This is a genomic window from Rhodococcus sp. YL-1, assembly GCF_001942025.1.
In the GTDB taxonomy this organism is placed as follows: domain Bacteria; phylum Actinomycetota; class Actinomycetes; order Mycobacteriales; family Mycobacteriaceae; genus Rhodococcus_F; species Rhodococcus_F qingshengii.
The window spans coordinates 4546897-4571058 of record NZ_CP017299.1; the positions used below are offsets into that span (position 1 = coordinate 4546897).

Consider the following 24162-nt stretch of genomic DNA (forward strand, 5'->3'; position numbering starts at 1 on the left):
GTTTGTTTCGAATGCAGAACAAAGAGAACAATGTCCCTACCAGGACATTTGCAGCAAATTGACCAAGGAGCAGTGCGGAGAGCCAGTGATTTCAGTGATCACTGGCAAGGCGACGGGCCGCGAATTGCCTGAAGTACTCCACTTTCGATTCCGGGACCACGATCGGCAGTATCAAGTTCCACGATGCCTTCATGGAGTCCGAAAGCTCACGAACGGTCCCGGTCGCGGCTGCCATCAGCCGAACTCCCGACGCAACTTCCAACAGGAAACGAGCAATGTCAGCAGAATCCGCGTCCGAACGCAGATCACCTTCGTCGGCCGCACGGCTGGCAAGTTCACGGTAAATGTCGAGCCACACGTCCAGAGTCGCCGGCCCGGAGCCCCGATAGTCCCCGATCTCGACCAACAAGCGGAACGTAGCTCTAACCATGGCGTCATGCGCACCGATGTCGACGATGACCGACGAAATACCGATCAGTGACTCGAGCGCGGGAGTTCGACGGTCCAACCAGAGCTCACATTTTGCGTCGAAACGTGCCGAACCCTCGTCGATCACCGCCCGCGCGAGTTCTTCCTTGGACCCGAAATGGAAGTACAGGGCGCCTTTGGTCACCTGCGACTCGGCGATGATCTCGCTCAAGCTGGCATTGGCATAGCCCAGGCGCAAGAACACACCCGCTGCTCCGCGCAGCACCGAATCACGGGTGGCTTCTGCCCGCTCTTGCCTCACCATCGATCCGGCCTCCAATCACCACACATCGAACGAATTCTTGGTCTTACCCGTTCACAGCGTCAAAATGGATGGCACGGTTCGGCATTCAACCCACCCTGCAAACAAATGAGACATTTGCCCATCAAACGATCGTGATACAGCGAACACAGCTTAGACCGCGATCCATCTCTGCGCGGCAGGCGCGCCTGGTTAACCCTCCAATTGTGGATCGGCTTCCAGATTCGTCAGCCCATTCCAACACAAATTCACGAGGTGAGCGGCGACAACTTCCTTCGACGGAGTCCGTTCGTCGAGCCACCAAGTAGCCGTAGTGGACACCATGCCGACAAGCGCCTGTGCGTACATCGTTGCTAGTCCGGGGTCGAAACCGCGTCTGGAGAAGTCCCCCGCCAACAGGTAGCCCACCTGACTGATCGCATCGTTGAGGAGGCTCGAATATGTCCCACTGGGCGCGACAACGGACGAATCGCGCACGAGTATCCGAAATCCGTCGGTGTGCTCTTCCACGTAGGTGAGCAAAGCCAACGCAACCCGCTCGACTCGAACTCTCGAGCGATTTTGTGAGAGCGAAGACGTGATCATCTCGAGGAGTCGCGACATCTCCCGGTCCACTACGACGGCGTACAGCCCCTCCTTGCCGCCGAAGTGCTCGTACACGACAGGCTTGGACACGTTCGCGCGCTGGGCGATCTCCTCGATCGAGGTCGCTTCGTATCCCCGTTCGGCGAACAATGCCCGCCCGATCTCGATCAGCTGTTGCCGACGTTGGGTACCGGTCATCCGGATCCGTGTCACTCGTTCGGGAACTGGATCCCCGCCACCCGAACCGGACACCGTCGCCATTGTCTTCCTCTCGCCGACACACAAATCACTGCTGTGGACGCTCAGCCTATCGGGACTTCGGGGGCCCGATCGGAGGAGCGGTTCGACCTACGGCGGGTCGGCATGCGATTATTCTTTCGCGCGTTCGGCCGCAAGGCTCGGCAATGCGTGGCAATCCGCCGTGGTGTAATGGCAGCACCTCTGATTTTGGTTCAGATAGTTCAGGTTCGAGTCCTGGCGGCGGAGCTGGTGAACAACATGCTTTCCCGAGCGGAATGTATGTCTTGATCGACAGTTTGATCGACAGTTTGATCGACAGAGGGAGCTCAAACCAGTGCAGACCGCCGTGATCGTTCTCGCAGCGGGTGCCGGTACACGAATGAAGTCGAAGACTCCCAAGGTCCTCCACACTCTCGCCGGACGCAGCATGCTGGCACATTCGCTTCACGCGGCAACCTCACTGAATCCCACGCACCTGGTGACCGTCGTCGGTCACGATCGTGAGCGTGTCACCGAAGCCGTGAACGCAGTCGCCGGGGAACTGGACCGTTCCGTCACCGTCGCCGTTCAGGACGAGCAGAAGGGCACCGGGCACGCTGTCAGTTGTGGGCTCGAGGGGTTGCCGGCCGACTTCTCCGGGACCGTACTCGTCACAGCCGCCGACGTGCCTCTGCTCGACGGCAAGACCATCGCAGACCTCCTCGCCCAGCACACGGCTGCTCCCGCGGCCGCGGTGACGGTGTTGACGTCGACGGCCGTCGACCCCACCGGCTACGGGCGAATCCTTCGTACGACGGACGGCGAGGTGAACGCCATAGTCGAGGAGAAGGAAGCCACCGATTCGCAGCGCTCGATCACCGAGGTCAATTCAGGGGTCTACGCCTTCGACTTCGAAACTCTGCGCGACGCGCTGGCGTCCCTCGACTCCAACAACGCACAACACGAGTTCTATCTCACCGATGTGATCATGATCGCCCGTCGCGCGGGCAAGCGTGTTCGTGCTCAGCACATCGCGGATTCGGTTCTCGTCGCGGGCGCCAACGATCGCGTGCAGCTCTCGACGCTCGCCCGCGAGATGAACCGTCGGATCCTCGAGAAGTGGATGCGTGCCGGCGTCACCGTCGTCGATCCTGCGAGCACATGGATAGATTGCGACGTGCACATCGCACAGGACGTGACGCTCCTGCCCGGAGTTCAGTTGACCGGCACGACCTCGGTGGGCGAAGACGCCGTGATCGGCCCGGATACCACGTTGGACAACGTGGTAGTCGGTGAGCGCGCAGTCGTCGTCCGCTCGCACGGGACCGACTCCGTTGTCGGCGCGGACGCGACTGTGGGCCCCTTCGCCTATCTCCGGCCTGGTACCCGCCTCGGGGCACACGGCAAGATCGGCGCTTACGTGGAAACCAAGAACGCGGATATCGGCGAGCATTCGAAGATTCCGCATCTTACCTACGTCGGCGACGCCACCATCGGCCATCACAGCAATATCGGAGCTTCGAGCGTCTTCGTCAATTACGACGGGGTGAACAAGAGCCGTACTGTGGTGGGGTCGCATGTCCGAACAGGCTCCGACACCATGTTCGTCGCCCCTCTCGTCGTGGGAGACGGCGCATACACGGGTGCGGGCACGGTCTTGAAGAACGACGTACCGCCTGGGGCGCTCGCCGTCTCGGGTGGGGTGCAGCGCAACATCGAGGGCTGGGTCCAGAAGAATCGTCCCGGCACACCCGCGGCCGATGCCGCTGCAGCAGCTGCACAACCTGACGGCCCTGCAACAACCTGACAGCCCTGCACAACAGACAGCACAGATCACCACCAGATCGACCGGCAAGTACAAAAGGACGGCATGAACCAGTGACTGCGAATTGGATCGACAACCAGAAGAACCTGATGTTGTTCTCGGGTCGCGCACATCCCGAGTTGGCGGAGCAGGTGGCGAAGGAACTCGACATCCGCGTCACCCCGCAGACCGCGCGCGACTTCGCGAACGGTGAGATCTTCGTTCGATTCGAAGAGTCGGTTCGCGGCTCCGATGCGTTCGTCCTGCAGAGTCATCCGGCACCGCTGAACACGTGGGTGATGGAGCAGCTCATCATGATCGATGCCCTCAAGCGTGGATCGGCAAAGCGCATCACCGCCGTTCTTCCGTTCTACCCGTACGCCCGCCAGGACAAGAAGCATCGCGGACGCGAGCCGATCTCCGCTCGCCTGATTGCCGACCTGCTCAAGACCGCCGGCGCCGATCGCATCATCACGGTCGACCTGCATACCGATCAGATCCAGGGCTTTTTCGACGGCCCCGTCGATCACATGCACGCACACAGCCAGTTGGCCAACCACATTCGCGCGGGCTACAACCTCGAGAACATCACGGTGGTGTCCCCCGACTCGGGCCGCGTTCGTGTCGCCGAGAAGTGGGCCGACTCGCTCGGCGGTGCACCGCTGGCATTCATTCACAAGACGCGCGACCCGTTGGTACCCAACCAGGTCAAGTCCAACCGCGTCGTCGGTGAGGTCGAAGGTCGCACCTGCATCCTGATCGACGACATGATCGACACCGGTGGAACCATCGCCGGCGCGGTCAAGGTGCTCAAGGAGGCCGGTGCAGGTGACGTCGTCATCGCTGCAACCCACGGCGTCCTCTCCGACCCTGCGGCCGAGCGTCTGTCGACGTGTGGCGCGAAGGAAGTTGTTGTCACCAACACACTTCCGATCGACGAGTCGAAGAAGTTCCCGACGCTGACGGTGCTGTCCATCGCACCGCTGCTCGCTCGCACCATCAAGGAAGTTTTCGAGAACGGTTCTGTGACTTCGCTGTTCAACGGCAGCGCCTAGTCTCGCGCCGCACTACGGGCGCGTACCTGTGACTTCACGGTCACCGGTACGCGCCCGTCGTCGTCTTCGTGAAGGTCTCAGAAACAGACCACCCGGTCATCATGAAACCACCTGTGGGACACACGAATACCGCCGAATGCGGCGATTGACATGATCTTGATCACGCTCCCGTCGAGAAACCCAGGTCGATGTTGGGGCGGTGTTCACCGCGCCGCAATCTTCGCCTAGTGTGGCTCGTCGTGATCGACGCGCAAACCCTGGAATCCCGGCCCGAATCTCATTCCCTGAATTCATCAGTTCCGACGATCCGGCGGTGGCGCCCAGGATCTTGTGTCTGGTGCGGAGACGACAACTCCGTGGACATGTTCCGCAACGAACCCCGCTGCGGAAAATGCCGTGAAAACGAAGGCATCATCGACGACGCCAAGCGCTTCCTCGGCATGTACGGTCTGCGCCCGCTCGGCGGCACGCTGCAGTCCGACGACGACGAAGAGCGCGAGTACCGCGTCAACGCACGCGAGGCACGCCGAGTCCTGAACGAGATCCGTATGGACGTCCTTCCTGATGCGGCCGCTGTTCGCAAGGCAATTCGGCCCCGCGCCGCAACGGTTGTCGCCGACACGTCACCCGCACGCGCTTCCCGCCCCGCCAGCACGGGCACAGCGACGCGTGTTGCCGCTCCGGTCAAGACCGACACCGTGGACATCGACACGCTCCAGACGCGCGTCCTAGGGCTTCTCGATCAGCTCGGTTCGATCGACGAGCAGATCAAGGTCGCCGAACTCGCACAAGGGTTGCCGGCTCGCGCACGACTGAGCGATCTGAACAAGCAGAAGGCCACGGTTCTTCGCACGCTGGCCGCTCTCGAGAAGGCCCGCATCGCCGCCTCCAACTAATTCTCCTCGCGTCCGTCCCACGGCCCCGTCTCACTTGCGAGACGGGGCCGTTCTGTATGAGCAGGTACCTTTACGAATCGTGAATGACATCACCATCACTTTCGTCGTGCTTGCACTGGTCGTGGCGCTGTTCGTGATCGGCCGAATCCCGGTCGGCATCATCGCGATCGGCACTGCCCTGGCGCTGTACGCCACCGGTGTGATCACGATGGAGCAGGCGCTCGCCGGATTCGGCGATCCCACGGTGGTGTTCATCGCCGCGCTTTTTGTCGTCAGCGAAGCCCTCGACGCCACCGGTGTCACCACGTGGGCGGGCGAGAAACTGCTGGCGAAAGTCGGCGAATCCCGAGTCCGTCTCGTGAGTGCGATCATGTTGCTGGTTGCCGCGTTGACCGCATTGATCAGCGTCAACGGGGCCGTAGCCGCGTTGGTACCGATGGTGGTCGTCTTGGCGGTACGTCTCGGTAAATCGACGTCACAACTGCTTCTGCCGTTGGCATTTGCCGCCCATGCCGGATCGATGCTCACCTTGACCGGAACACCGGTCAACATCATCGTTTCCGAAGCCGCCGAGGAATCCGGGGCCGGTGCTTTCGGGTTCTTCAGTTTCACCTTGGTCGGTGCGCCGCTCGTATTGGGAACGATTGCGATCGCCGTACTTCTCGGTCCTCACGTCCTCCCCCATCGTGCGGGGACGTCGATGTCGCCTGACCTGAGCCGGCATGCCAAGACCCTCGCGAAGCAGTATCAGCTCATGGGAAAGGATGCGCCGTCCGCAGAGCCCTTGATCACCAAGCACGACGGCGTGGTCGAAGTGATCATCCCGCCGCGCTCGGAAATGATCGGCGACAGGGCTTTTCCGGGCATGGTGACCGACAGTGGAGATCTGGTGATACTCGCAGTCCAGCGCGCCGGTGAGGACTGCGGCCCCAAGGGCGTCAAGTTGGCGGCCGGTGACACGCTTCTCCTGCAAGGAAGCTGGGACGATCTCGACACCCACACCGCCGTCGATCCGAACGTCCTCGTGGTCGACGCACCTGCCCAGATCCGTAAGCAGGCAGCCCCGTTGGGAACCCGCGCGGTCATCGCTCTCGTCGTCGTCGCGGCGATGGTAGTGATGCTGACGTTCGGATTGGTGCCGTCCGCGATAGCCGGACTCCTCGCGGCATGTGCGATGGTGCTGCTACGAGTCATCAGCGTCGAGCAGGCGCATCGGTCCATCTCGTGGACCACGTTGATTCTCGTCGGCGGAATGATCCCGCTGTCGACCGCAATCCAGCAGACCGGCGCGGCCGAAAAGCTCGCTCATGCGTTTGTCGACGTCGTCGGTGGGGCAAGCCCGTATGTCGTCGTCGCCGGACTCTTCGTCGTGACGGCGACTCTGGGCCAGCTGATCAGCAACACTGCAACCGCGTTGATCATCACGCCGATCGCGATCTCGGTCGCCATCGAACTCGACATCTCGGTGCTGCCCCTTCTGATGACGGTCACCGTCGCTGCCGCGGCCTCCTTCCTGACGCCTGTAGCCACTCCCGCGAACATGATGGTGATGGGCCCTGGTGGTTACAAGTTCGGCGACTACTGGAAGCTCGGACTCCCGATGTTGTTGTGGTTCCTGATAGTTGCAACGGTGTTGATCCCAGTGATCTGGAGTTTCTGATGTGCTCACCGAAGGTCTTGTCGGAGGTCTACGAATCGATCGGACGCGAAGGCAGGAAGATCAGCCGTCGATCGATGTTCGCGGCGCTGGGCACCGGTGCCCTCGGCGCGACCGTCATGGCCGGCGCTGTACAGCCCACTGCGTCGGCAACGCCAACAGGTCAGACCATCGTCGATCTGACCCACGTACTGACGCCGGAGTTCCCGGTGTGGCCGGGCGCGCGCTCGTTCGAGATGAGGAACCTGGCGAAGATCGCCGACGCCGGCGGGTCTCTGGGCTCGCTCGGCTCCGCCGAGTCAGGTGGAAACTTCTACCTCAACGAACTCCGCCTCGAAGAACACACTGGTACTCACATCGACGCTCCCGCACACGCCAGTGCGGACGGAATCACCGTCGAGAAGATTCCCGTCGCCGACCTCGTCGTGCCGATTGCGGTCGTCGACATCAGTGCCCGAGCCTCCGTCGACCCCGACACACTGCTCACCCGCCAGGACATCCTCGATTGGGAGTCCCTCCACGGGACCATCGCTCCCCGCAGCCTGGTTGCGATGAACTCGGGTTGGGATACCCGGGCCGGTGCCGGTGGCGCCTTCACGAATCGAGATGCACTCGGCGTGCAACACACACCGGGATTCAACCCCGAGGCGATCGACTTTCTCGTCCGCGAGCGCAACATCGTCGCCGTGGGCTCGGACACCCTCAGCATCGACGCGGGCCGAAGCACCACCCACGGGGCTCACCGAAGCGCTTTGGGCTCAGGAAAGTACGCAGTCGAAGCCCTCGCAAATCTGTCCGCACTTCCGGCCGTCGGCGCCACGGTGATGGTGGGAGCGCCGACGCATGCGGGTGGTTCGGGTGGTCCGTGCCGGGTCATCGCCTGGTACTGAAGATCAGGGCGTAGGCGTCACCCGCAGCACCTTGTCGCCGGCGCCGTTGTCGGTGGTCACCAGGAGCGAGCCGTCGGGCGTCGGGGTCACCGACCGCAAGCGACCGAACTGGTTCTCCAACCCGAAGGTCTGCGCGTCGACCGAGCGTCCGTCGGCACTCAGGCGGAGGAAGATCAGTTCCTTGCTCTTGAGGCCACCCATTACGAGCGCACCGTCCCAGGCACCCCATGCAGCTCCACCGGTGAAGGCAGCGCTGGCGGTAGCCAACGTCGAGCTACCCGAACGCCACACCGCCGCAATCGCTCCCGGCACTCGCACGGGATCGGTCATCGGCACGGATTCGTCGTACGTTCCGGGAAGCCGATCCGGGCGGTAGCCGTAATTTCCGCCGGGGGTAAGCAGGTTGACTTCGTCGTCGACGCTTGTGCCCTGTTCAACCGAGTACACCCGGCCGGTTCCGGGTTGCACGGCCAAGCCTTGGACGTTGCGGTGCCCGAGCGTGTAGACCGGGCTGGAAGCATTCGGATTCCCCGCCGCCGGAGTTCCGTCGGCGTTGATGTGCAAGACCTTGCCGCCCAGCGAATTCGGATCCTGGGGGACGCTCGGCGTCGCGGTGTCACCCGTCCCGACGAACAGCGTTCCGTCCTGCGCCGCAAGAATTCGGCAACCCCCGTGACGCCCGGACGAGACCGGGATTCCTGGCAATACAGTTCCGGTTCGCGTGAGTGCGGTCCATCCGGCGTCGACGGTCCACGCGATCACTCGAACGTCCGTGACTCCCCCAGCACTGAATCCTTGGCAGGTGTACAGGGTGCGCGACTGAGCGAAGTCGCGAGCAAGCGGGATGCCCATGAGCCCGGTTTCGGACTGCGCGTAGAGATCCGAAAGGTCAGCAGCGACTGGACCTGTCGTGTTGTCGCCTCGGCGAACGAAGAATCCGCCGGATCGTTGTCCGGTCAGGATTGCACCGTCCGGGGCCGCCACCACGTCCCAGGGGTGGTCGAGTCCGTCGACCAGTGTGGTGACCGACAACTGCGGGAGGGTGTCCTCGATGGGTATGTCCGGGTCGTCGCTCCCCAACGATCCGGTGCTTCCGTTGCCGAAACTGCCGGGGTCGAAGGGGAATGGTTGAGCCACGCTCTGCGTTACCGGCATCACCAGTACTGCAGTCAGGGCCACGGTCAATGCGGCGAGCTTCGGATGACGCACGCGTTCTCCTCGGGTCGGAAACCGTTCTGCGCCTCACTATAAACAGACAAACACCATTTTTCGGGCCCTCTCGCTATACCCGCAGGCCACAGGAGAAACGAAACCCCTTCAGAAGTCGGCAAACTCCGGCAAAGCGTTCGCCAGTGGGGATGCGTTACGTCTTGATGCAGATCGTGCCTTCCGCCAGCCGGGCACACTCCAGTCCAGGAGGTATTCGAGATCCGCTTCCACTCCCCTGTCCCGAAGTCCGAAACGTCGTTCCAGCGCATCGTCGTCCGTCAAATGCAGTCTCGCCGCGTCGGGCACTCTCAGTTCGGGGTCACAGAATGGGCCTACGGGCGCGGTAACCGTTCGTCGTCCTGACGGATCTTTCCACTCCAGAAGACCACCTCCGATTTGCTTCACTGTCCACCTGCCAAACGTCTTCAGTCGGTGATGTTTTCGACACAGACAGGCCAAGTTCCGTTCTGCAGTAGGCCCTCCCTGAGCGGGGTTGCCGTGATCGAACGGCACCGTGTGATCGATATCGCAACTATCAGAACGCACAACACAATTCGGAAAGCGGCACGTACCGTCTCGCGTCCTTACAATCGTCACCAACGCCGCGGACGGCTGGTACGTGGATTCACCGCGCCGCGAACCACTGTTCCTTCTCGAGCGATTATCCCTTGCCGCAGCGGGCAATATCTCCGGTGAGCGCATCGACTGACCCACGCCGAGCACCGGTCCGGCTGCCCCGCAGTCGAACAATGTTGCACCTCGGACGGTGCAAGGGTGAGGACTCTCTGCCACGTGGCGTCCGCGGCGATCGCGCGCGCAAGGTCGGCATCGATGTGGCCGTACCCCTGCAAATAGCCTGGCAGGTCGTCGAATCCGAGCAGGGTGGAAGCGTTGACACCCACAAGAATTGTCGCAATCGGGAGCGCGGAGGTCTTCGTATCATCCCTACGGGTGCAATCGCCGTCGCACTGACAATCCAACGACGTCTTTCCTTCCGCCAATGCGATCAGTGCATCGGCACGCCGTTGCCCGAAAGTTCTCGGATCGGAACCACAGACCTGCATCGACATCGCACGGAGCCTCGTGGCCAAAGTCTGAGCGCCGACCGCTGGAAGCATTCCGTCCAGAGTCGACATACCGTCGTGCGACGCGCACGTCCGAACGTCCCGATCCGCCTCCGCACGAACTCGCCTGGCACGCACCCCATCAGGGTCGTGCCGAGCAATGAGACCTCGTGCGCGCGCCTTCAACTTGTTACCGGTTACACGGCAGGCACCGTCCACGAGGAGTCGCTCGATGTCATCGAGCGCGTGCTCGGAGACGTTGGCGAGAGCTTCGGACAGTGCCATCGCTTTGGCCAGATCGATGTCACCGCAAGCAAAAGCGGCCGCCACCCGCGGAAGTCGCCAGCGCAGGTCACATCCCAGTGCAATCATTTTCTGCGCGGCGTACTCCGTAATGCTCAGTATCGACGCGATCTCCACGTGCGCGAATTGACCCCGAAAAGCCTCATTGACTCCAACCGCGGCATCCTCCTCACAACGGTCCAAGTACAGCGCAGTGACCGCGTAGATCTCGAGGAAGTGGGCGCGCGCGATTTCCGCATGCTGCCGAAACAGCGCGTCCGCGGAAGTCTTCGATTCGAACATATGAGCGATTCTTCGGGCGCCCACCGACAAGTTTTTGCGAAATCCCGGGGTATTCACCGATACCTTTTGCGCTCCGATGTCACTACGTTCAATCGCATGACTCAGCATCCGACACGAGATCAACCGTACTTCGGCATAGCGATATTCGAGTTGGGGAAGAATGACGGGGTCGGGTGCTTCCACCGAGAGGACTGTTATCTCATCTGGGCTGGCGACCCCGCTGAGGCGCAGTCAAAATTCGAGCGCAAGGCCGGCGAGCAGGAGTATCCGCTCGGCGCGAGCGATGACCAGTCCTATGTAAACTTGCGCATCTCGTGGATCTTGCGCCGGTGTCGGACGCTGTCCATACCGGCACCGCAGATCTCTACTCTCGACACTTCTCAAATATTGCCGCCTACAGAACTTTTGAGACACTTCTAGGGGGAGACAGCATCCTCTGACAAGCGCCCACTTCACGCCCGCTGCGCACACAACAGCGCAAAGCGCTGATCCCGATCCGTCCACACCTTCCGCACCCCGAAGCCCGCGGACGCGAGTTCCGCGGCAATCCCCTCCTCGGTGAACTTCGCCGAGATCTCGGTGCGCAGCTGCTCGCCCGCTGCGAAGGTGATCTCCAGATCCAGGTCGTCGATATGCACCGAGACTTCACGAAGTGCTTCCAGGCGCATCTCGATCCACTCGTTCTCGGCATCCCAGAGCGCGACGTGACGGAAGTCCTCCAAGGGAAAGTTCGCTCCCAGTTGCTTGTTCAGGACCGAGAGAACATTGAGATTGAACTGCGCAGTCACACCGGCAGCGTCGTCGTAGGCGGGCACGAGAACTGCGGGATCGATCACCAATCCCACACCCAGGATCAGGTTCTCCCCCGGAGCGAGCACCGCTGCGATCCCCGAGAGGAACTCGGCTCGTTCTGCGGGAACGAGATTACCGAGAGTCCCCCCGAGAAAAGCGACCGCGCGCCGTCCACCACCGGGCAGATGATGCAGCGAACCGGTGAAGTCGCTGACCACTCCGAGCACGTCGATTCCGGGAAACTCGGCACCGACTTGCTGCGCCGCACCTTCGAGGGCCGTCACCGAAACATCCTGCGGTACATACGTTCGCAGAGTTCCGCGAGCCGTCATCGCGTCGAGGAGCAACCGCGTCTTCTCAGAGGAACCTGAACCCAGTTCGATCAGGATCTCGGGTTCGGTCAACGCCGCGATCTCGTCGGCGTACCGAGCGAGCAGGCCGCGTTCGGTACGGGTGGGGTAATACTCGGGTAAGGCCGTGATCTCCTCGAACAGTTCACTTCCACGCGCGTCGTAGAACCATTTGGGCGAGAGCCACTTCGGCGTAGCGGTCAAGCCCTCCCTGGCCTCGGCTCGCAATGCGTCGACCGATTCGGCCGGTGTCAGATAAACCTCGAGCGTAGGGGTTTTCATTGTTCTCCCATCGGTATCGGGGTGATGATCAAATGGCCGGGACGCGCGCAGACGATGTGCCGGTCCGGCACCTGCTCCCAGTCCGGCGAACGATCGAACGGTTCGGAAACGATCAGGGCCCGCGACTCGTCGACCCGCGTGTACAACGTGTGGCCCCACGCCGTGGCCCACAGTTCCTGCCCGTCGCCGAACAGGAGGTTCAATCGTGAATCCGGTGCCGCCGCAGCCACATCGTGAACGAGGCTCGTCACGGCGGCTTCCGCGGGCTTCGACTTCAACCGATGCCGAAGCACTGTCCACAACAAGGCAGCATCCGTCGGCGCGGGCATCTTCAGCAATTCGACGGCCGGAACTTCTGCTGCCAAGTCGGCGAGTGAGCCAGGCCAACCGGATACCGCTCCGTTGTGGCTGAAAGCGTAGGTTCCGTCGACGAACGGTGCGCAGGCACCGATCTCGACGGCCATCCCCTCCGTCGCGGAACGTACGGCGGCGAGAACGGATCCGGAAATGATGTGGGACAACGTCTCGTCGACTGTCGGGTCCGACCAGATCGGCGAGATACTGCGGTACCGTCCCTGCCTTCCACCGTTCCACCACACCGCGCCGAATCCGTCGGCATTGATGGTCCCGCCGCCACGCATCTCGCGAGGTGCCCACGACTGTCGCATCAGTGAGTTCTCGCCGTCGTGGAGGAGTTCACGAACCGAACGCGGCGGCCCGAGATACCCGAGGTGCCGACACATGTCAGGATCTACCCGAAATCGTTCTGGCGCAGCGAAAACCCGAGAAGATCTGGCGCCTGATCGGATGGTCCCAGTTGCGGAACGTCCCCCGGCAGGCAACGCTGTCGGTCCCGAACGATCCCCCTCGCAACACTTTGTAGTCGCCGCCGAAGAACACCTCCGAGTACTCCCGGTAGGGGAAGGCCCGGAAACCCGGATACGGATGGAAACCCGAAGACGTCCACTCCCACACGTCGCCGATCAACTGCTCGACACCCGCTGCCGACGCACCCGCCGGGTACGAGCCGACGCCGGCGGGACCGAGATGGCGCTGACCGAGATTGGCATGATTCTCGTCTGCGGACACGTCCCCCCACGGGAATCGCCGCGATCTTCCGGATTCCGGATCCCACCGCGCGGCCTTTTCCCATTCAGCCTCGGTGGGAAGCCGTTTGCCTGCCCAACTCGCGTAGGCCTCGGCTTCGTAGAAGCTCACATGCACGACGGGCTTGTCCGGTGGGACCGGCGCCTCGACGCCGAAAGTCTCGTGCCACCAACCCGAACTGTCGCGTTCCCAGAACAGCGGTGCACGGAGTTTCGCGTCGACGCGATGCCGCCAACCGTCACGGGACCACAGTTCCGGTCGGGAATAGCCGCCGTCCTCGATGAATTCGACGAACTGCCCATTGGTGACCGGGAATCTGTCGATCGCGAAGTCGGTGAGATAGACCTGATGCGCCGTGCGCTCGTTGTCGAGTGCCCACGGTTCGTCGTCGGTCCCCATGACGAAGGGGCCGGCCGCGATGGTGACCTCGTCGAGTTCCGGCATGCGGGCCGCTTGCGGAGCGGGTGTGGCAACGAGTGCCGTGGGTCCCGAACGCAATTGGTGTGTTGCGAGCATGGTTTCGGCGTGTTGCTGCTCGTGCTGCGCGATCATCCCGAAGGCAAAACCGTCCATGTCGAGTTTTGTGCGTCCGAAGGTGCTGGCTTCGAGCACATCCCAGACCTTCCCGCGAACCGTACGTACGTATTCGCGCGCCTCGGCCGGGTTGAGCAGGGGAAGTGTGGGTCTTGACGATCTCGAATGCTTGAACGCGTCGTACAGCTCGTCTATGTCGCTACGCACCGGATCGCGGCCACCGACATCTCGCACCAGCCAGAGTTCCTCTTGATTGCCGATATGCGCCAGGTCCCACACGAGTGGACTCATCAACGGGGAATGCTGAGCGACCAATTCGGTATCGTCGACGCAGTCGGTGAGCAGCGTCGACCGTTCACGCGCTCGCAGAAGTACGGCCTCGACCGCTTCCTTGGTGATCTCCCCCGTCATGTGTCGCTCTCACCGGGCACAATTGCGCGACAACACCGTTCGGCTGCGGCATCGAGAAGACGGACAAACTGCGGCTCCGGCGCGTACGACGCGGCAAGCGACATCAGAGAGGTTGCCGCCGAACGCAGTTCGACGTCGTCCAAACCGTACTCTGCCGCATCCCGCCATCTCCCGGCCGTCGACGCTGCGGCATCACTCGCCTCACGCATCACGGCAGGCCCGGACAGCAACGCGTCGATCGCTGCTACCGGTACTCGCCACAGATCTTCCGGCTGCGCATCGATGTAGCGAACCTCCAGATGGCCGACAGCGCGAACCGGCGGGAACAGCGTGGACAGGTGATAGTCCAAGTCCGCCCAGACGGGTCGGCGTCCGATCTCGGCATCGAAAGTGCCGTCTATCCAGTCCCCGAAAGTGGCACCCCGCGGAGCCGTCCAATCGTCGCCCTCGTTTCGCACACACATCAGCGGAACATCGAGCGCCCAGCCGGCGTAGTCCTGCACTTCCGGGACTGCGACCGTTCGCCAGGAATCGAGTTCGAGCCACGTCCGCATGCGTTGGGACGCCCAATCCCCTCTCGGAACCCCTTGCAAGCGTGGAGAACACGCAAACGCAGCGATGAGCGCCGGCCCCATGTCCCCGAGGAGCCGCCAACGCTGGGCAATGGACTCCGGGCTGCCGCCGGCATCGACACTGACCTGCACTGCTGCTGTATTGCACATCATCAAGGTGCCGTACGGTCCTATCCCGGCGAAGCGGGATTCCATTGCGCAATAACGTGGCAACCGGAGAATCCGGGAAGGTGGGCGGGCGACGTCGGCCGCGGCAGAACTGATTTCGATGGAGTACGACGCGAGGAGTGTTTCGAGAGTACGACGGTCTTCGTCGAGACAGTCACACAGTTCTCGGGCGGACGTCCGCGGCGCTGACGAGAGTTCGATCTGTCCGCCAGGTTCTACGGTGACGAGGCTGCCACGAGGAAGCGGAACCGCTGGTGAATCCGGGTCGATACTGGTGGGCGCGTATCGCCCGAGTGCCTTTGCCAGAGTCGCTGCTGACGGCCGCTCCCCACCGGGAACCTGGCTGGTCAGCCACTCGAGCTCAGCTCCGACCAAACGGGGTGGCCCCTGTTTGAAGCACACACCACCGACGTAGGCCTCGGCCGCAGGACGTGAATCCACCTGCGTGGTCTGTGCTGCTGTCAACGCTGCTGTCACCATTCGACTTCCCCTTCGGGCGGTCTTCGCGGTCGCTACCGACGATAGAACGCCAACGTCCGAGATGCACCCTTTGTGGTGTTACGTGTCGTTGAATTTCTTCAGTCGTATCCACCGGTACCCACAACCGGCCAGAACCACACCTGCGCCGGAAACAACCGCGATCCACGGAAGTGTGACCACCAGAACGACACAACCAGCCGCGCCGACCGCTTGCAGCCACTTCGGATACATCCGGTCCACACCGCGTTGGCTGTACGCACTCACGTTCGCGACGAAGTAGTAGAGCAGCACTCCGAACGACGAAAAGCCGATCACCCCACGAAGATCGGTTGTCGAGACCAAGGCGATCACAACGGCACCGACCACAAGTTCCGCATGGTGAGGGACCCCGAACCGTGGATGGACTGCAGCGAGGGCCACTGGCAGATCGCGCTCGCGGGCCATCGCCATCGCCGTACGACTCACGCCGGCGATCAGAGCCAGCAGCGCCCCCGCCGACGCCGCCGCGGCACCGATCACCACTACGGGAACGGCCCAGCTCCACCCGACTGCGCCCACCGCATCTGCCAGTGGTCGCGCCGAATTCGCCAGCCGATCAGGTCCCAGCGTCACCAACAGCACCACCGCTACCAGCGCATAGAGGATGACGGCGACGGTGAGTGCGATCAGGATCGCCCGCGGAATCGTTCGACGCGGATCACGCACTTCCTCCCCCAGCGTCGCGATCCTGGCGTACCCGGCGAAGGCAAAGAACAGCAGTCCCGCCGATTGCAGAATGCCGTACCACGACCCGAATGCGAGATCCGGGAACTCGCGCACCGCACCAGGACCGACGACGGCAACCACCAGCGCTACACACAGCGCCGTCGTCGACACGGCGACGATCACCCTGGCCATGTGCGCCGTCCGCGTGACTCCGCGGTAGTTGACTGCAACCAGCGCTGCCACCACCAATACCGCGACGGGGACACGCCAGGCCGTAGGCGCAACATACGTCGCGAAAGTCAGAGCCATTGCCGCGCAGCTCGCGGTCTTCCCGATCACGAACGACCAGCCGGCGGCAAACCCCCACCAGGGTCCGAGCTGCTCACGTCCGTAGACGTAGGTCCCGCCTGAAGTGGGGTATCTGGCCGCAAGCTGCGCCGACGACGTCGCGTTGCAGAATGCGATGAACGCTGCAATCGCCAGGCCCACAAGCAACCCGGTACCGGCTACTGCGGCAGCGGGCGCGAACACCACGAAGACTCCGGCGCCGATCATCGCGCCGAGGCCGATCACCACGGCATCGGCCGTGCCCAGTCTTCGCTCCATCGGGACAGCTTCGTTCACAGGTAGTTTGAACCACACCGACATGAACGGAAGGTGCCATGTTCGATCTCGACACGATCCGCCGCGACACTCCCGGATGCCTTGACAAGGTGTTCCTCGACAGCGCGGGATCCTCGCTCCCGCCCGAGCCGGTGCCGGCCACGATGATCGAGCACCTGCGACGTGAAGCCGACGTCGGCGGATACGTCGCAGCTGCTCGTCAGAGCGGCGCCCTCGCTGCTGTTCCCCATTCGCTGGCCCGGGTCATCGGTGCTCAGGCAACCGATATCGCTTTGACGGACAGCGCGACCCGCGCGTGGAACGACTTCCTCGCTGCCGTTCCGCTCGGACCCGGTGATCGAATTCTCATCAGCGGAGTCGAATACGCGAGCAACGCCATCGCTGCACTGGGGCGGGCGCGTTCGACCGGTGCCCACGTCGAGATCATCCCGAGCGATCAGTACGGACGCATCGACCTCGACGCACTCGAGAACATGCTCGACGATCGTGTTCGCGTCGTCTCCGTCGTCCACGTCCCCACCAACGGCGGCCTGATCAACCCCGTCCGCGAGGTCGTCGAACTCGCGAGGGCCCACGGCTCGCTCGTTCTGCTCGACGCATGCCAGTCCGTCGGCCAATTGCCCATCGACGTCACCGAACTCGGCGTCGACGCCCTCAGCGCAACCGGCCGCAAGTGGCTCCGCGGGCCACGCGGAACCGGATTCCTGTACGTCCGCCCCGGACTCGTCGACGCACTCGAACCCGCTGCGATGGACCTGCACGGAGCGGAATGGACCGGCGAGAACAGCTTCGTACCCGCACCGGACGCAACACGATTCGAGCTCTGGGAAACGAGTGTCGCTGCGCGCCTGGGTCTCGGCGTCGCCGCCGACTATCTGCTCTCGATCGGCACCGACACGGCGTGGGAGCAGATCGAATCCCGAGCAGTCACGCTGAGGGAAGGTCTGGCAGCGATTTCCGGAGTCGAAGTCCGCGATCGAGGAACCCATCTGAGCGGCATCGTTTCCTTCACCGTCGACGGTATCCCCGAGCACCTGGTGCGGGATCAGCTTGCAGCACAGAACATCACCGTTACCGTCAGTGGTCGCGGGTCCACCCTCCTCGACATGGATGCCCGCGGGCTCGATGCCGTGGTTCGCGCATCGCCGCACTACTTCGTCGACGAAGCCGACCTGGACACATTTCTGGGCGCGGTCAGGGGATTACAAACCTCCCGTTGACCGGGACCATGCCTGATCTGTGGAAGTCGAAACTGCAACTGTGGGGTGATCAGCAGTTTCGCCTTCCGAGAGGACTATTCGCATGGCCGACCCCACCGTCAGACCGATCTCCGCTGCCGACATCACCACCTGGGACTACGAGGCCGACGTCGTCGTCGCGGGATACGGCATCGCCGGCGTCACCGCTGCGATCGAAGCAGCGCGTGCCGGCGCCGAGGTGCTCGTCCTGGAGCGGACGGGCGGTTGGGGCGGAGCCGCGTCACTGGCTGGTGGATTCATCTACCTGGGCGGTGGAACGCCGTTGCAGAAGGCGTGCGGGTTCGAGGACTCGGTCGAGAACATGAAGACGTTCATGAAGGCAGCGCTCGGCCCCGGAACCGACGATACGAAGATCGACGCGTACTGCGAGGGCAGCGTCGATCACTACAACTGGCTCGTCGACGCCGGGGTCCCGTTCAAGGAATCGTTCTGGGGTCAGCCCGGCTGGGAACCGCCGTACGACGACGGCCTGATGTACTCGGGAGGCGAGAACGCCGCGCCGTTCAACACCCTCGTCGATCCCGCGCCCCGCGGACACGTTCCGCAGATGTCCGAGAAGAACACCGGCGAGAAGGGCGGCGGCTACATGCTGATGAAGCCACTCGTCGAGACGGCCGAAAAGCTCGGTGTCCGAGCAGAATACGATCTGCGCGTCCAAACTCTGGTGGTAGACGGCGATCGGGTTGTCGGCGTCGTCGCCAAGCGTTACGGCAAGGATGTCGCGATTCGTGCCCGCAAAGGCGTAGTGCTGGCGATGGGCAGCTTCGCGTACAACAACGAGATGGTGCGCTCGAACGCACCGCGCATCTTCGGCCACCCGGCGGCCTCCATCGAGGCGCACGACGGCCGCGCAATCCAGATCGGTCAGGCACTCGGCGCCGACACCGCACACATGGACGCCACCGAGGTCGCGTTCTTCTGCGACCCGCAGTTGATGGTGCGCGGCATTCTTGTCAACGGCCGCGGTCAGCGATACATCCCCGAGGACACCTACCCCGGCCGCGTCGGCCAGGCAACGCTGTTCCAGCAGGATAACCAGGCATTCCTCGTGATCGACGAAGCTGCGTACGAGGAAGGCATGAAGGCCGAATCGTCCAGTGCACAGTTGCGGGCGCAGCCGAGCTGGGTGGCGGAGACCGTCGAGGAACTCGAAGGCGAGATGGGATTGCCCGCCGGATCGCTGCAATCCACCGTCGACCTCTACAACCGGCACGCGGCTGAAGGTTCGGATCCGGTGCTCGGCAAGAAGTCCGAGTGGGTGAAGCCGATCGTCGGCCCGTTCGCGGCAATCGATCTCCGTGGCCGCACAGGCGGATTCACGCTGGGAGGATTGAAGACCACCGTCGATTCCGAGGTTCTGCACGTCTCGGGTGCGCCGATCCCCGGACTTTTCGCAGCGGGTCGCTGCACGTCCGGTGTCTGTGCGGGCGGTTACGCCAGCGGGACAAGTCTCGGCGACGGCAGCTTCTTCGGACGTCGTGCCGGAATCAGCGCGGCGCGCTAGATCACCACAACTCGCACGCCCTCGGCAAAGCGGTACGGCTGAGTCTGCAGGACCGCGCCGAGGTGTTTCCTCAGTCTGGACACCTCGGCGCGCACTGCCACGACATGCTCGCGATCACCGAAGAGCACTTCGCTCAGGCCTGCGGCATCCACACCTGCCGAACCGACGGCTGCCAGTGCCCGCAAGATCTGGGCGTGACGCGGCGAAAGCGCGCGCGTCCAGTTGGCGTCACCACGCACCGTCACCTGCGGCGATGCGCCGAGGGCCAGCTCCAGCTCGATCAACGGCCCGCCGACGCCGGTGCGCAACAGCCAGCCGTCTCCGAGCGGCTCAGGCAGACACATCCCCAGACCTGGCACGATGACGGGCTTTCCCGCACTGGGTGCTGCCACGCGGTCGGGCGCGGCAATCCCGCTGGCGCCGGCCACCCAGCCGTATTCGTCGACCACCAATGCCGGACCTGTTCCTGCCGCGAACAGCGGTGCCGCCCGCGAGCGCAGGCGCTCGAGCGAAGCCGCGTGCTCGCGCCACAGCGTCGCCTCCGCGAGGCGAACCGCGGTGCGCACCAGCGCGACGGTGGTGGGATGCACCGAAGCTGCGGATCCACTGATGTCCACCACGCCCAGGATCTCGCCCGTCCGTGGGTCGTGCACGGGCGAGCCGGTACACGACCAATTGTGATGCGTGGGCGCATAGTGCTCGGCCGAGAAGAGTTGCACCGCAGAGTCTTCGATCAGCGCGGTACCTATCGCGTTGGTCCCCACCGACTGCTCCGACCAGCGTGCGCCTTCCGCGAACCCGAGAGCGTCCGCCGCACGTTTGACGGTCTTCGCCCCTTCGCGCCAGAGCAGGACACCGTCGGCATCGGCAACGACCACGATGAAGCCCGCGTCCTCGGCGACCTCGGTGAGCGTGGTTCGCAGTTCGGGCAGAACGCTTCGCAGCGCGGTACGCGAACGCCTCGCCTCCAACTCGGAGAAATCGGCGACAGTAGACGCACCGCAGTGATCCGGCGTGAGCCCGCCGGCGGCCACCCTCGACCACGACCGCGCCACGACGGTCCGCGGCTGCGCCGGTGGTTCCTGGCCGGAGAGAACTGCGTCGTGCACCCGACTGAGTAGGCGAGCATGCTGCGACAGGTCGGTACCCGGCACGACGGCACCGAGCCGACTGCCTTCGGGAGCGTTCCCCACGGTGGTCACTCCGTCAGGCTACCGCTTTCGATGTGACGCGAACCACGTCCACACGGCCAGGTGCCCACCACCTGCGATTAGCGGCCGGGAGCAAACTCCGGTAACGTATCCAAAGTTGTCTCGGCGAGGGTGAATCGCAGCAGTTCCACACGTTGCAGGTTTACCGTGATCGACGCGGCTACGGCTCAGCTCGAGCGTTTCGCTCCTGGCCGTGTGCGCGCCTGTCCGCCTTGCCGCAGGCAAAACCACACGTCAGTAAACCGAGCACGAACCCCGTGAGTTGTAGGAGCCGTTTCATCATGTCTGAAGAAAACAACCTCGTCGCCGTCGTCCGCACCGAATTCGGCAAGGGCGCAGCTCGCCGCGCACGTCGTGACGGCCAGGTCCCCACGGTTCTGTACGGCCACGGTGAAGATCCCCGCCACCTCAATGTGCCGGCTCGCGACTTCGCCGCCATCCTCCGTGCACACGGCACCAACGCCATCCTCACCCTCGACATCGAGGGCACGGAGCAGGTTGCACTGACCAAGTCGGTCGTCGTGCACCCCATCCGCAACTACATCGAGCACGCCGACCTCCTCGTCATCAAGAAGGGCGAGAAGGTCACGATCGACGTGAACGTCATCGTCGTCGGCGATGCTGCTGCAGGCACGATGGTCGCGCAGGACGCATCCACGATCTCCATCGAGGCCGACGCGCTTCACATCCCCGAGCAGATCGAGGTTTCGGTCGAGGGTCTCGAGATCGGCACCCAGATCCTGGCCAGCCAGCTCGAACTGCCCAAGGGCTCGACCCTGCAGGCTGACGCCGACACCCTGATCGTCAACGTCGTTGCTGCACCCACCGAGGCAGACCTCGAAGAGGGCGCAGAAGCTCCCGCCGCCGACGAGGCTGCAGAAGAGGCCTGATCCTCTCGGTTCCAACAGAACTCACTGCGCGCGGCGCGTCATTCCGATTCGGAGTGACGCGCCGTTCGTGCGTAGCAGGAAAAATCAAGCCAGAAAGTAGCGTCCGTTGAGCACAGATACCGCCCTCGTCATCGGCCTGGGTAATCCCGGCCCCCAGTACGAGAAGACCCGGCACAACGTCGGCTTCATGGTCGCCGGCACCCTTGCCGGGCGCATGGGCGGAAAGTTCAACGTACACAAGAAGAGTGGCGCCGAAATCGTCGAAGGTCGCCTCGCCGGCCGGCGTGTGATTCTCGGAAAACCACGCTCGTACATGAATCTCTCGGGTGGCGCTGTCGCCGGTCTCGCACGGTTCTTCTCGGTCGACGCCGCGAACATCATCGTCGTCCACGACGAACTGGATCTCGATTTCGGGACGATCAGACTCAAACTCGGCGGCGGCGAAGGCGGCCACAACGGCCTGCGGTCCATTTCGAGTTCGTTGACCACCAAGGACTACCTGCGCACGCGCGTCGGGATCGGTCGTCCGCCGGGCCGCATGGACCCGGCGGACTACGTTCTCAAGCCGTTCTCGTCCACGGAGCGAAAAGAACTCGATCTCGTATGCGAAGAGGCTGCGGATGCAGTGGAGCTACTGCTCGAACTCGGGTTGGAAGCCGCACAGAACCGCCTGCACTGACGGTCAGTTACCCAGCAGTGCAGCCGAATTGGCGCGGCGGAGCTTCCCCGACGACGTCTTCGGGATACTGCCGGGACCCAGGACCGCAACGGCGCGAGGTCGGACACCGACGTCGGCAACCACGGCGTGGACCACTTCGCGTTCGATACGCTTGACCTCTTCCGGATCTTCGAACGCGTTGGTCTCGACGGCGACTGCAAAGCTCTCACGCTTCTGGCCGGCGTCGAGACGAATCGCGACGGCATTTCCGGGACGCACACCGGCAACGGTTCCGGCCGCCCGTTCGATGTCTGTGGGGTACACGTTCCGGCCGCCCATGATGATGACGTCCTTGACACGCCCGCACACCACGACCAGTCCTTCCTCGGTGAAGTACCCGACGTCACCGGTGTCGAGCCAACCGTCGTCGTCCTGGGCCGGCTTGTGTCCGTCGACCGTGACGTACCCGGGAGTGACTGCCTTGCCGCGAACCTCGATGATTCCGACACCGCGGGCCGGAAGCACCTGACCGTCACGGTCGACGATGCGTCCCTCGAGGTCAGGCACCATCTTGCCGAGTGTGGCGAGGGCACGAGCGTTGGGGCGATTGGACGGCACCGCTCGAGACATCGATTCGAGAAAGTCTGGATCGACGTAGTCGAGGACCTGACCTTGATCGGGATCCGGAATCGACACGGCGAGCGTGGTTTCCGCCATTCCGTACACGGGCGCCAGCGCAGTCGGGTTCAAACCGAAACGCGCACCTGCCTCGGCGAGTGCATCCATCGTGTCGGGATCCACCGGCTCGGCGCCGTTCCACATGTATCGGACGCTGGACAGGTCGACTGCCCCGTCTTCCGCCTGTGCGAGTCGACGAGCCAAGAGCGAGTACGCGAAGTTCGGTGCGGCGGTGACGGTTCCGCCGTACTTGCCCATCAGTTCGGCCCACAGCACCGGGGTGCGCAGGAAATCCATCGGCGTGATGCTGATGACCTCTGCGCCCACCTGCATCGGAACCGTGAGAAAACCCACCATGCCCATGTCGTGGAAGAGCGGAAGCCAGCTCACCATCACGTCGTCTTCGATGGAGAACTTGATGCGGTTGATCATGGCGTAGGCATTTGTGTAGAAGTTCTCGTGCGTGATCTGCACAGCCTTGGGCGAACCGGTGGAACCGGACGTCAACTGCTGGAGTGCGATATCCGATTCGGCCGTCTCCACGGGATCGATCGACGTTCCGCTGCGAAGCTCGTCCACCGTCACGACGGTGATGCCACGCTCTTCGAGGAGCGGCTTGGCCGCGTCGAAGGGCGCACCCAGAATGACGGCTTTCGCGGAGATCATGTCGATCACAGTCTCGGTGTCCTGAGCCCAGACGCCCAGATCCGTTCGGGGGGTCGGCTGATGCAGCATCGTCACCGACGCACCGCGCATCCACGTCGCCTGGCAGGCAGGTGCGATGTCGACGGGCTGTCCGGCGAGAATGCCGATCGCGACGCCGCGATCGATACCGACCTCGGCCAGGCCGCCGGCCATGCGCCGAGCCTCCTGGTGGATGTCGCCCCAGGTCTGACGGAAAGCGTTGTCCGGCTCTCCCGTCACCAGGCCGCGGTCGGTGACTGCGGCGGTCGCATACATCTCTTCGGTGAACTTGCTCAACGCAACTCCTCGGTCAGTGTCACTCTTCGATCAGTGCAACTCTTCGCAGGACACAAATGGCTGTGTGTTCGAACACACACATACATGGATAATCAGCGATCGTTCGCCGAGTGTTACGCCGCAGTGGCTGTTGCATCGTGGTCTGCGAGTATCCTTTCTCTGTTGTGCTGCCGCACTCTCCACCTGTCCGCGCACCGGCACGTCGCCGGCACCGACGCCCACTTCGAGAGGTTCTTCGTTGACTACCCCGTCCGACTCGACC

General features: G+C 63.2%; 20 protein-coding genes and 1 tRNA gene. 10 read left to right on the forward strand and 11 right to left on the reverse strand.

Annotated elements, in window-relative coordinates; all coding sequences use genetic code 11:
* Positions 1-91: 91 nt before the first annotated feature.
* Positions 92-733: a ScbR family autoregulator-binding transcription factor gene (locus tag BH682_RS20910; RefSeq protein WP_003946317.1), complete on the reverse strand. Its 642-nt coding sequence runs from the start codon at positions 731-733 to the stop codon at positions 92-94.
* Positions 734-922: 189 nt separating this feature from the next.
* Positions 923-1576: a TetR/AcrR family transcriptional regulator gene (locus tag BH682_RS20915; protein WP_003946303.1), complete on the reverse strand. Its 654-nt coding sequence runs from the start codon at positions 1574-1576 to the stop codon at positions 923-925.
* Positions 1577-1730: 154 nt separating this feature from the next.
* On the opposite strand from BH682_RS20915, the gene BH682_RS20920 reads away from it, so the two are divergent.
* From BH682_RS20920 to BH682_RS20945, 6 genes are all read left to right on the forward strand, one after another.
* Positions 1731-1801, forward strand: a tRNA-Gln gene (locus BH682_RS20920).
* Positions 1802-1889: 88 nt separating this feature from the next.
* The gene (gene glmU, locus BH682_RS20925) at positions 1890-3341 is read left to right on the forward strand and encodes a bifunctional UDP-N-acetylglucosamine diphosphorylase/glucosamine-1-phosphate N-acetyltransferase GlmU (RefSeq protein ID WP_030536284.1); all 1452 of its coding nucleotides are present in this window, start codon (positions 1890-1892) and stop codon (positions 3339-3341) included.
* A 71-nt stretch (positions 3342-3412) separates the two neighbouring features.
* Complete coding sequence (locus tag BH682_RS20930) at positions 3413-4393, forward strand: ribose-phosphate diphosphokinase (RefSeq protein WP_003946284.1); 981 nt, start codon at positions 3413-3415, stop codon at positions 4391-4393.
* A 239-nt stretch (positions 4394-4632) separates the two neighbouring features.
* On the forward strand, positions 4633-5289 hold the full coding sequence (locus tag BH682_RS20935) for a hypothetical protein (protein ID WP_030536285.1): 657 nt from the start codon (positions 4633-4635) through the stop codon (positions 5287-5289).
* 79 nt (positions 5290-5368) lie between these two features.
* Entirely contained in the window at positions 5369-6949 is a 1581-nt protein-coding gene (locus BH682_RS20940; protein WP_007728891.1) for an SLC13 family permease, read from the forward strand.
* Entirely contained in the window at positions 6949-7836 is an 888-nt protein-coding gene (locus BH682_RS20945; protein WP_070162460.1) for a cyclase family protein, read from the forward strand. Before BH682_RS20940 ends, BH682_RS20945 begins: the two co-directional genes overlap by 1 nt.
* 3 nt (positions 7837-7839) lie before the next feature.
* Here the strand turns inward: BH682_RS20945 and BH682_RS20950 are convergent, their stop codons facing one another.
* The 7 genes from BH682_RS20950 to BH682_RS20985 all read right to left on the reverse strand — a co-directional run bounded on the left by BH682_RS20950 (position 7840) and on the right by BH682_RS20985 (position 16743).
* A complete protein-coding gene (locus BH682_RS20950; protein WP_075833987.1) occupies positions 7840-9045 on the reverse strand; it encodes a PQQ-dependent sugar dehydrogenase in 1206 nt (401 codons plus the stop codon).
* Positions 9046-9638: 593 nt separating this feature from the next.
* Positions 9639-10694, reverse strand: a complete 1056-nt coding sequence (locus tag BH682_RS20955; RefSeq protein WP_075833989.1) for a DUF222 domain-containing protein — start codon at positions 10692-10694, stop codon at positions 9639-9641.
* 452 nt (positions 10695-11146) lie between these two features.
* The gene (gene egtD / locus BH682_RS20965) at positions 11147-12118 is read right to left on the reverse strand and encodes an L-histidine N(alpha)-methyltransferase (RefSeq protein ID WP_075833994.1); all 972 of its coding nucleotides are present in this window, start codon (positions 12116-12118) and stop codon (positions 11147-11149) included.
* On the reverse strand, positions 12115-12861 hold the full coding sequence (gene egtC / locus BH682_RS20970; protein ID WP_075833996.1) for an ergothioneine biosynthesis protein EgtC: 747 nt from the start codon (positions 12859-12861) through the stop codon (positions 12115-12117). Before egtC ends, egtD begins: the two co-directional genes overlap by 4 nt.
* A 1-nt stretch (position 12862) precedes the next feature.
* A complete protein-coding gene (egtB, locus tag BH682_RS20975) occupies positions 12863-14170 on the reverse strand; it encodes an ergothioneine biosynthesis protein EgtB (protein ID WP_075833998.1) in 1308 nt (435 codons plus the stop codon).
* Positions 14167-15390: an ergothioneine biosynthesis glutamate--cysteine ligase EgtA gene (gene egtA, locus BH682_RS20980; RefSeq protein ID WP_075834001.1), complete on the reverse strand. Its 1224-nt coding sequence runs from the start codon at positions 15388-15390 to the stop codon at positions 14167-14169. Before egtA ends, egtB begins: the two co-directional genes overlap by 4 nt.
* 78 nt (positions 15391-15468) lie before the next feature.
* Positions 15469-16743: an APC family permease gene (locus BH682_RS20985; protein WP_042448927.1), complete on the reverse strand. Its 1275-nt coding sequence runs from the start codon at positions 16741-16743 to the stop codon at positions 15469-15471.
* Between the two features lie 14 nt (positions 16744-16757).
* Here BH682_RS20985 and BH682_RS20990 point away from each other — a divergent pair, with 14 nt between their 5' ends.
* Both BH682_RS20990 and BH682_RS20995 read left to right on the forward strand, forming a co-directional pair.
* Entirely contained in the window at positions 16758-17939 is a 1182-nt protein-coding gene (locus BH682_RS20990; RefSeq protein ID WP_030536293.1) for an aminotransferase class V-fold PLP-dependent enzyme, read from the forward strand.
* Between the two features lie 82 nt (positions 17940-18021).
* Positions 18022-19482: an FAD-dependent oxidoreductase gene (locus tag BH682_RS20995; protein ID WP_075834003.1), complete on the forward strand. Its 1461-nt coding sequence runs from the start codon at positions 18022-18024 to the stop codon at positions 19480-19482.
* Here BH682_RS20995 and BH682_RS21000 read toward each other — a convergent pair.
* Entirely contained in the window at positions 19479-20684 is a 1206-nt protein-coding gene (locus tag BH682_RS21000; RefSeq protein ID WP_075834005.1) for a GAF domain-containing protein, read from the reverse strand. The two genes, BH682_RS20995 and BH682_RS21000, sit on opposite strands and share 4 nt — an antisense overlap.
* A gap of 290 nt (positions 20685-20974) precedes the next feature.
* On the opposite strand from BH682_RS21000, the gene BH682_RS21005 reads away from it, so the two are divergent.
* Entirely contained in the window at positions 20975-21583 is a 609-nt protein-coding gene (locus BH682_RS21005; protein WP_003946242.1) for a 50S ribosomal protein L25/general stress protein Ctc, read from the forward strand.
* Between the two features lie 106 nt (positions 21584-21689).
* On the forward strand, positions 21690-22262 hold the full coding sequence (gene pth / locus BH682_RS21010; protein ID WP_003946229.1) for an aminoacyl-tRNA hydrolase: 573 nt from the start codon (positions 21690-21692) through the stop codon (positions 22260-22262).
* A gap of 3 nt (positions 22263-22265) precedes the next feature.
* Here pth and BH682_RS21015 read toward each other — a convergent pair whose 3' ends face one another.
* Complete coding sequence (locus tag BH682_RS21015; RefSeq protein WP_003946224.1) at positions 22266-23900, reverse strand: fatty acyl-AMP ligase; 1635 nt, start codon at positions 23898-23900, stop codon at positions 22266-22268.
* Between the last annotated feature and the right edge of the window lie 262 nt (positions 23901-24162).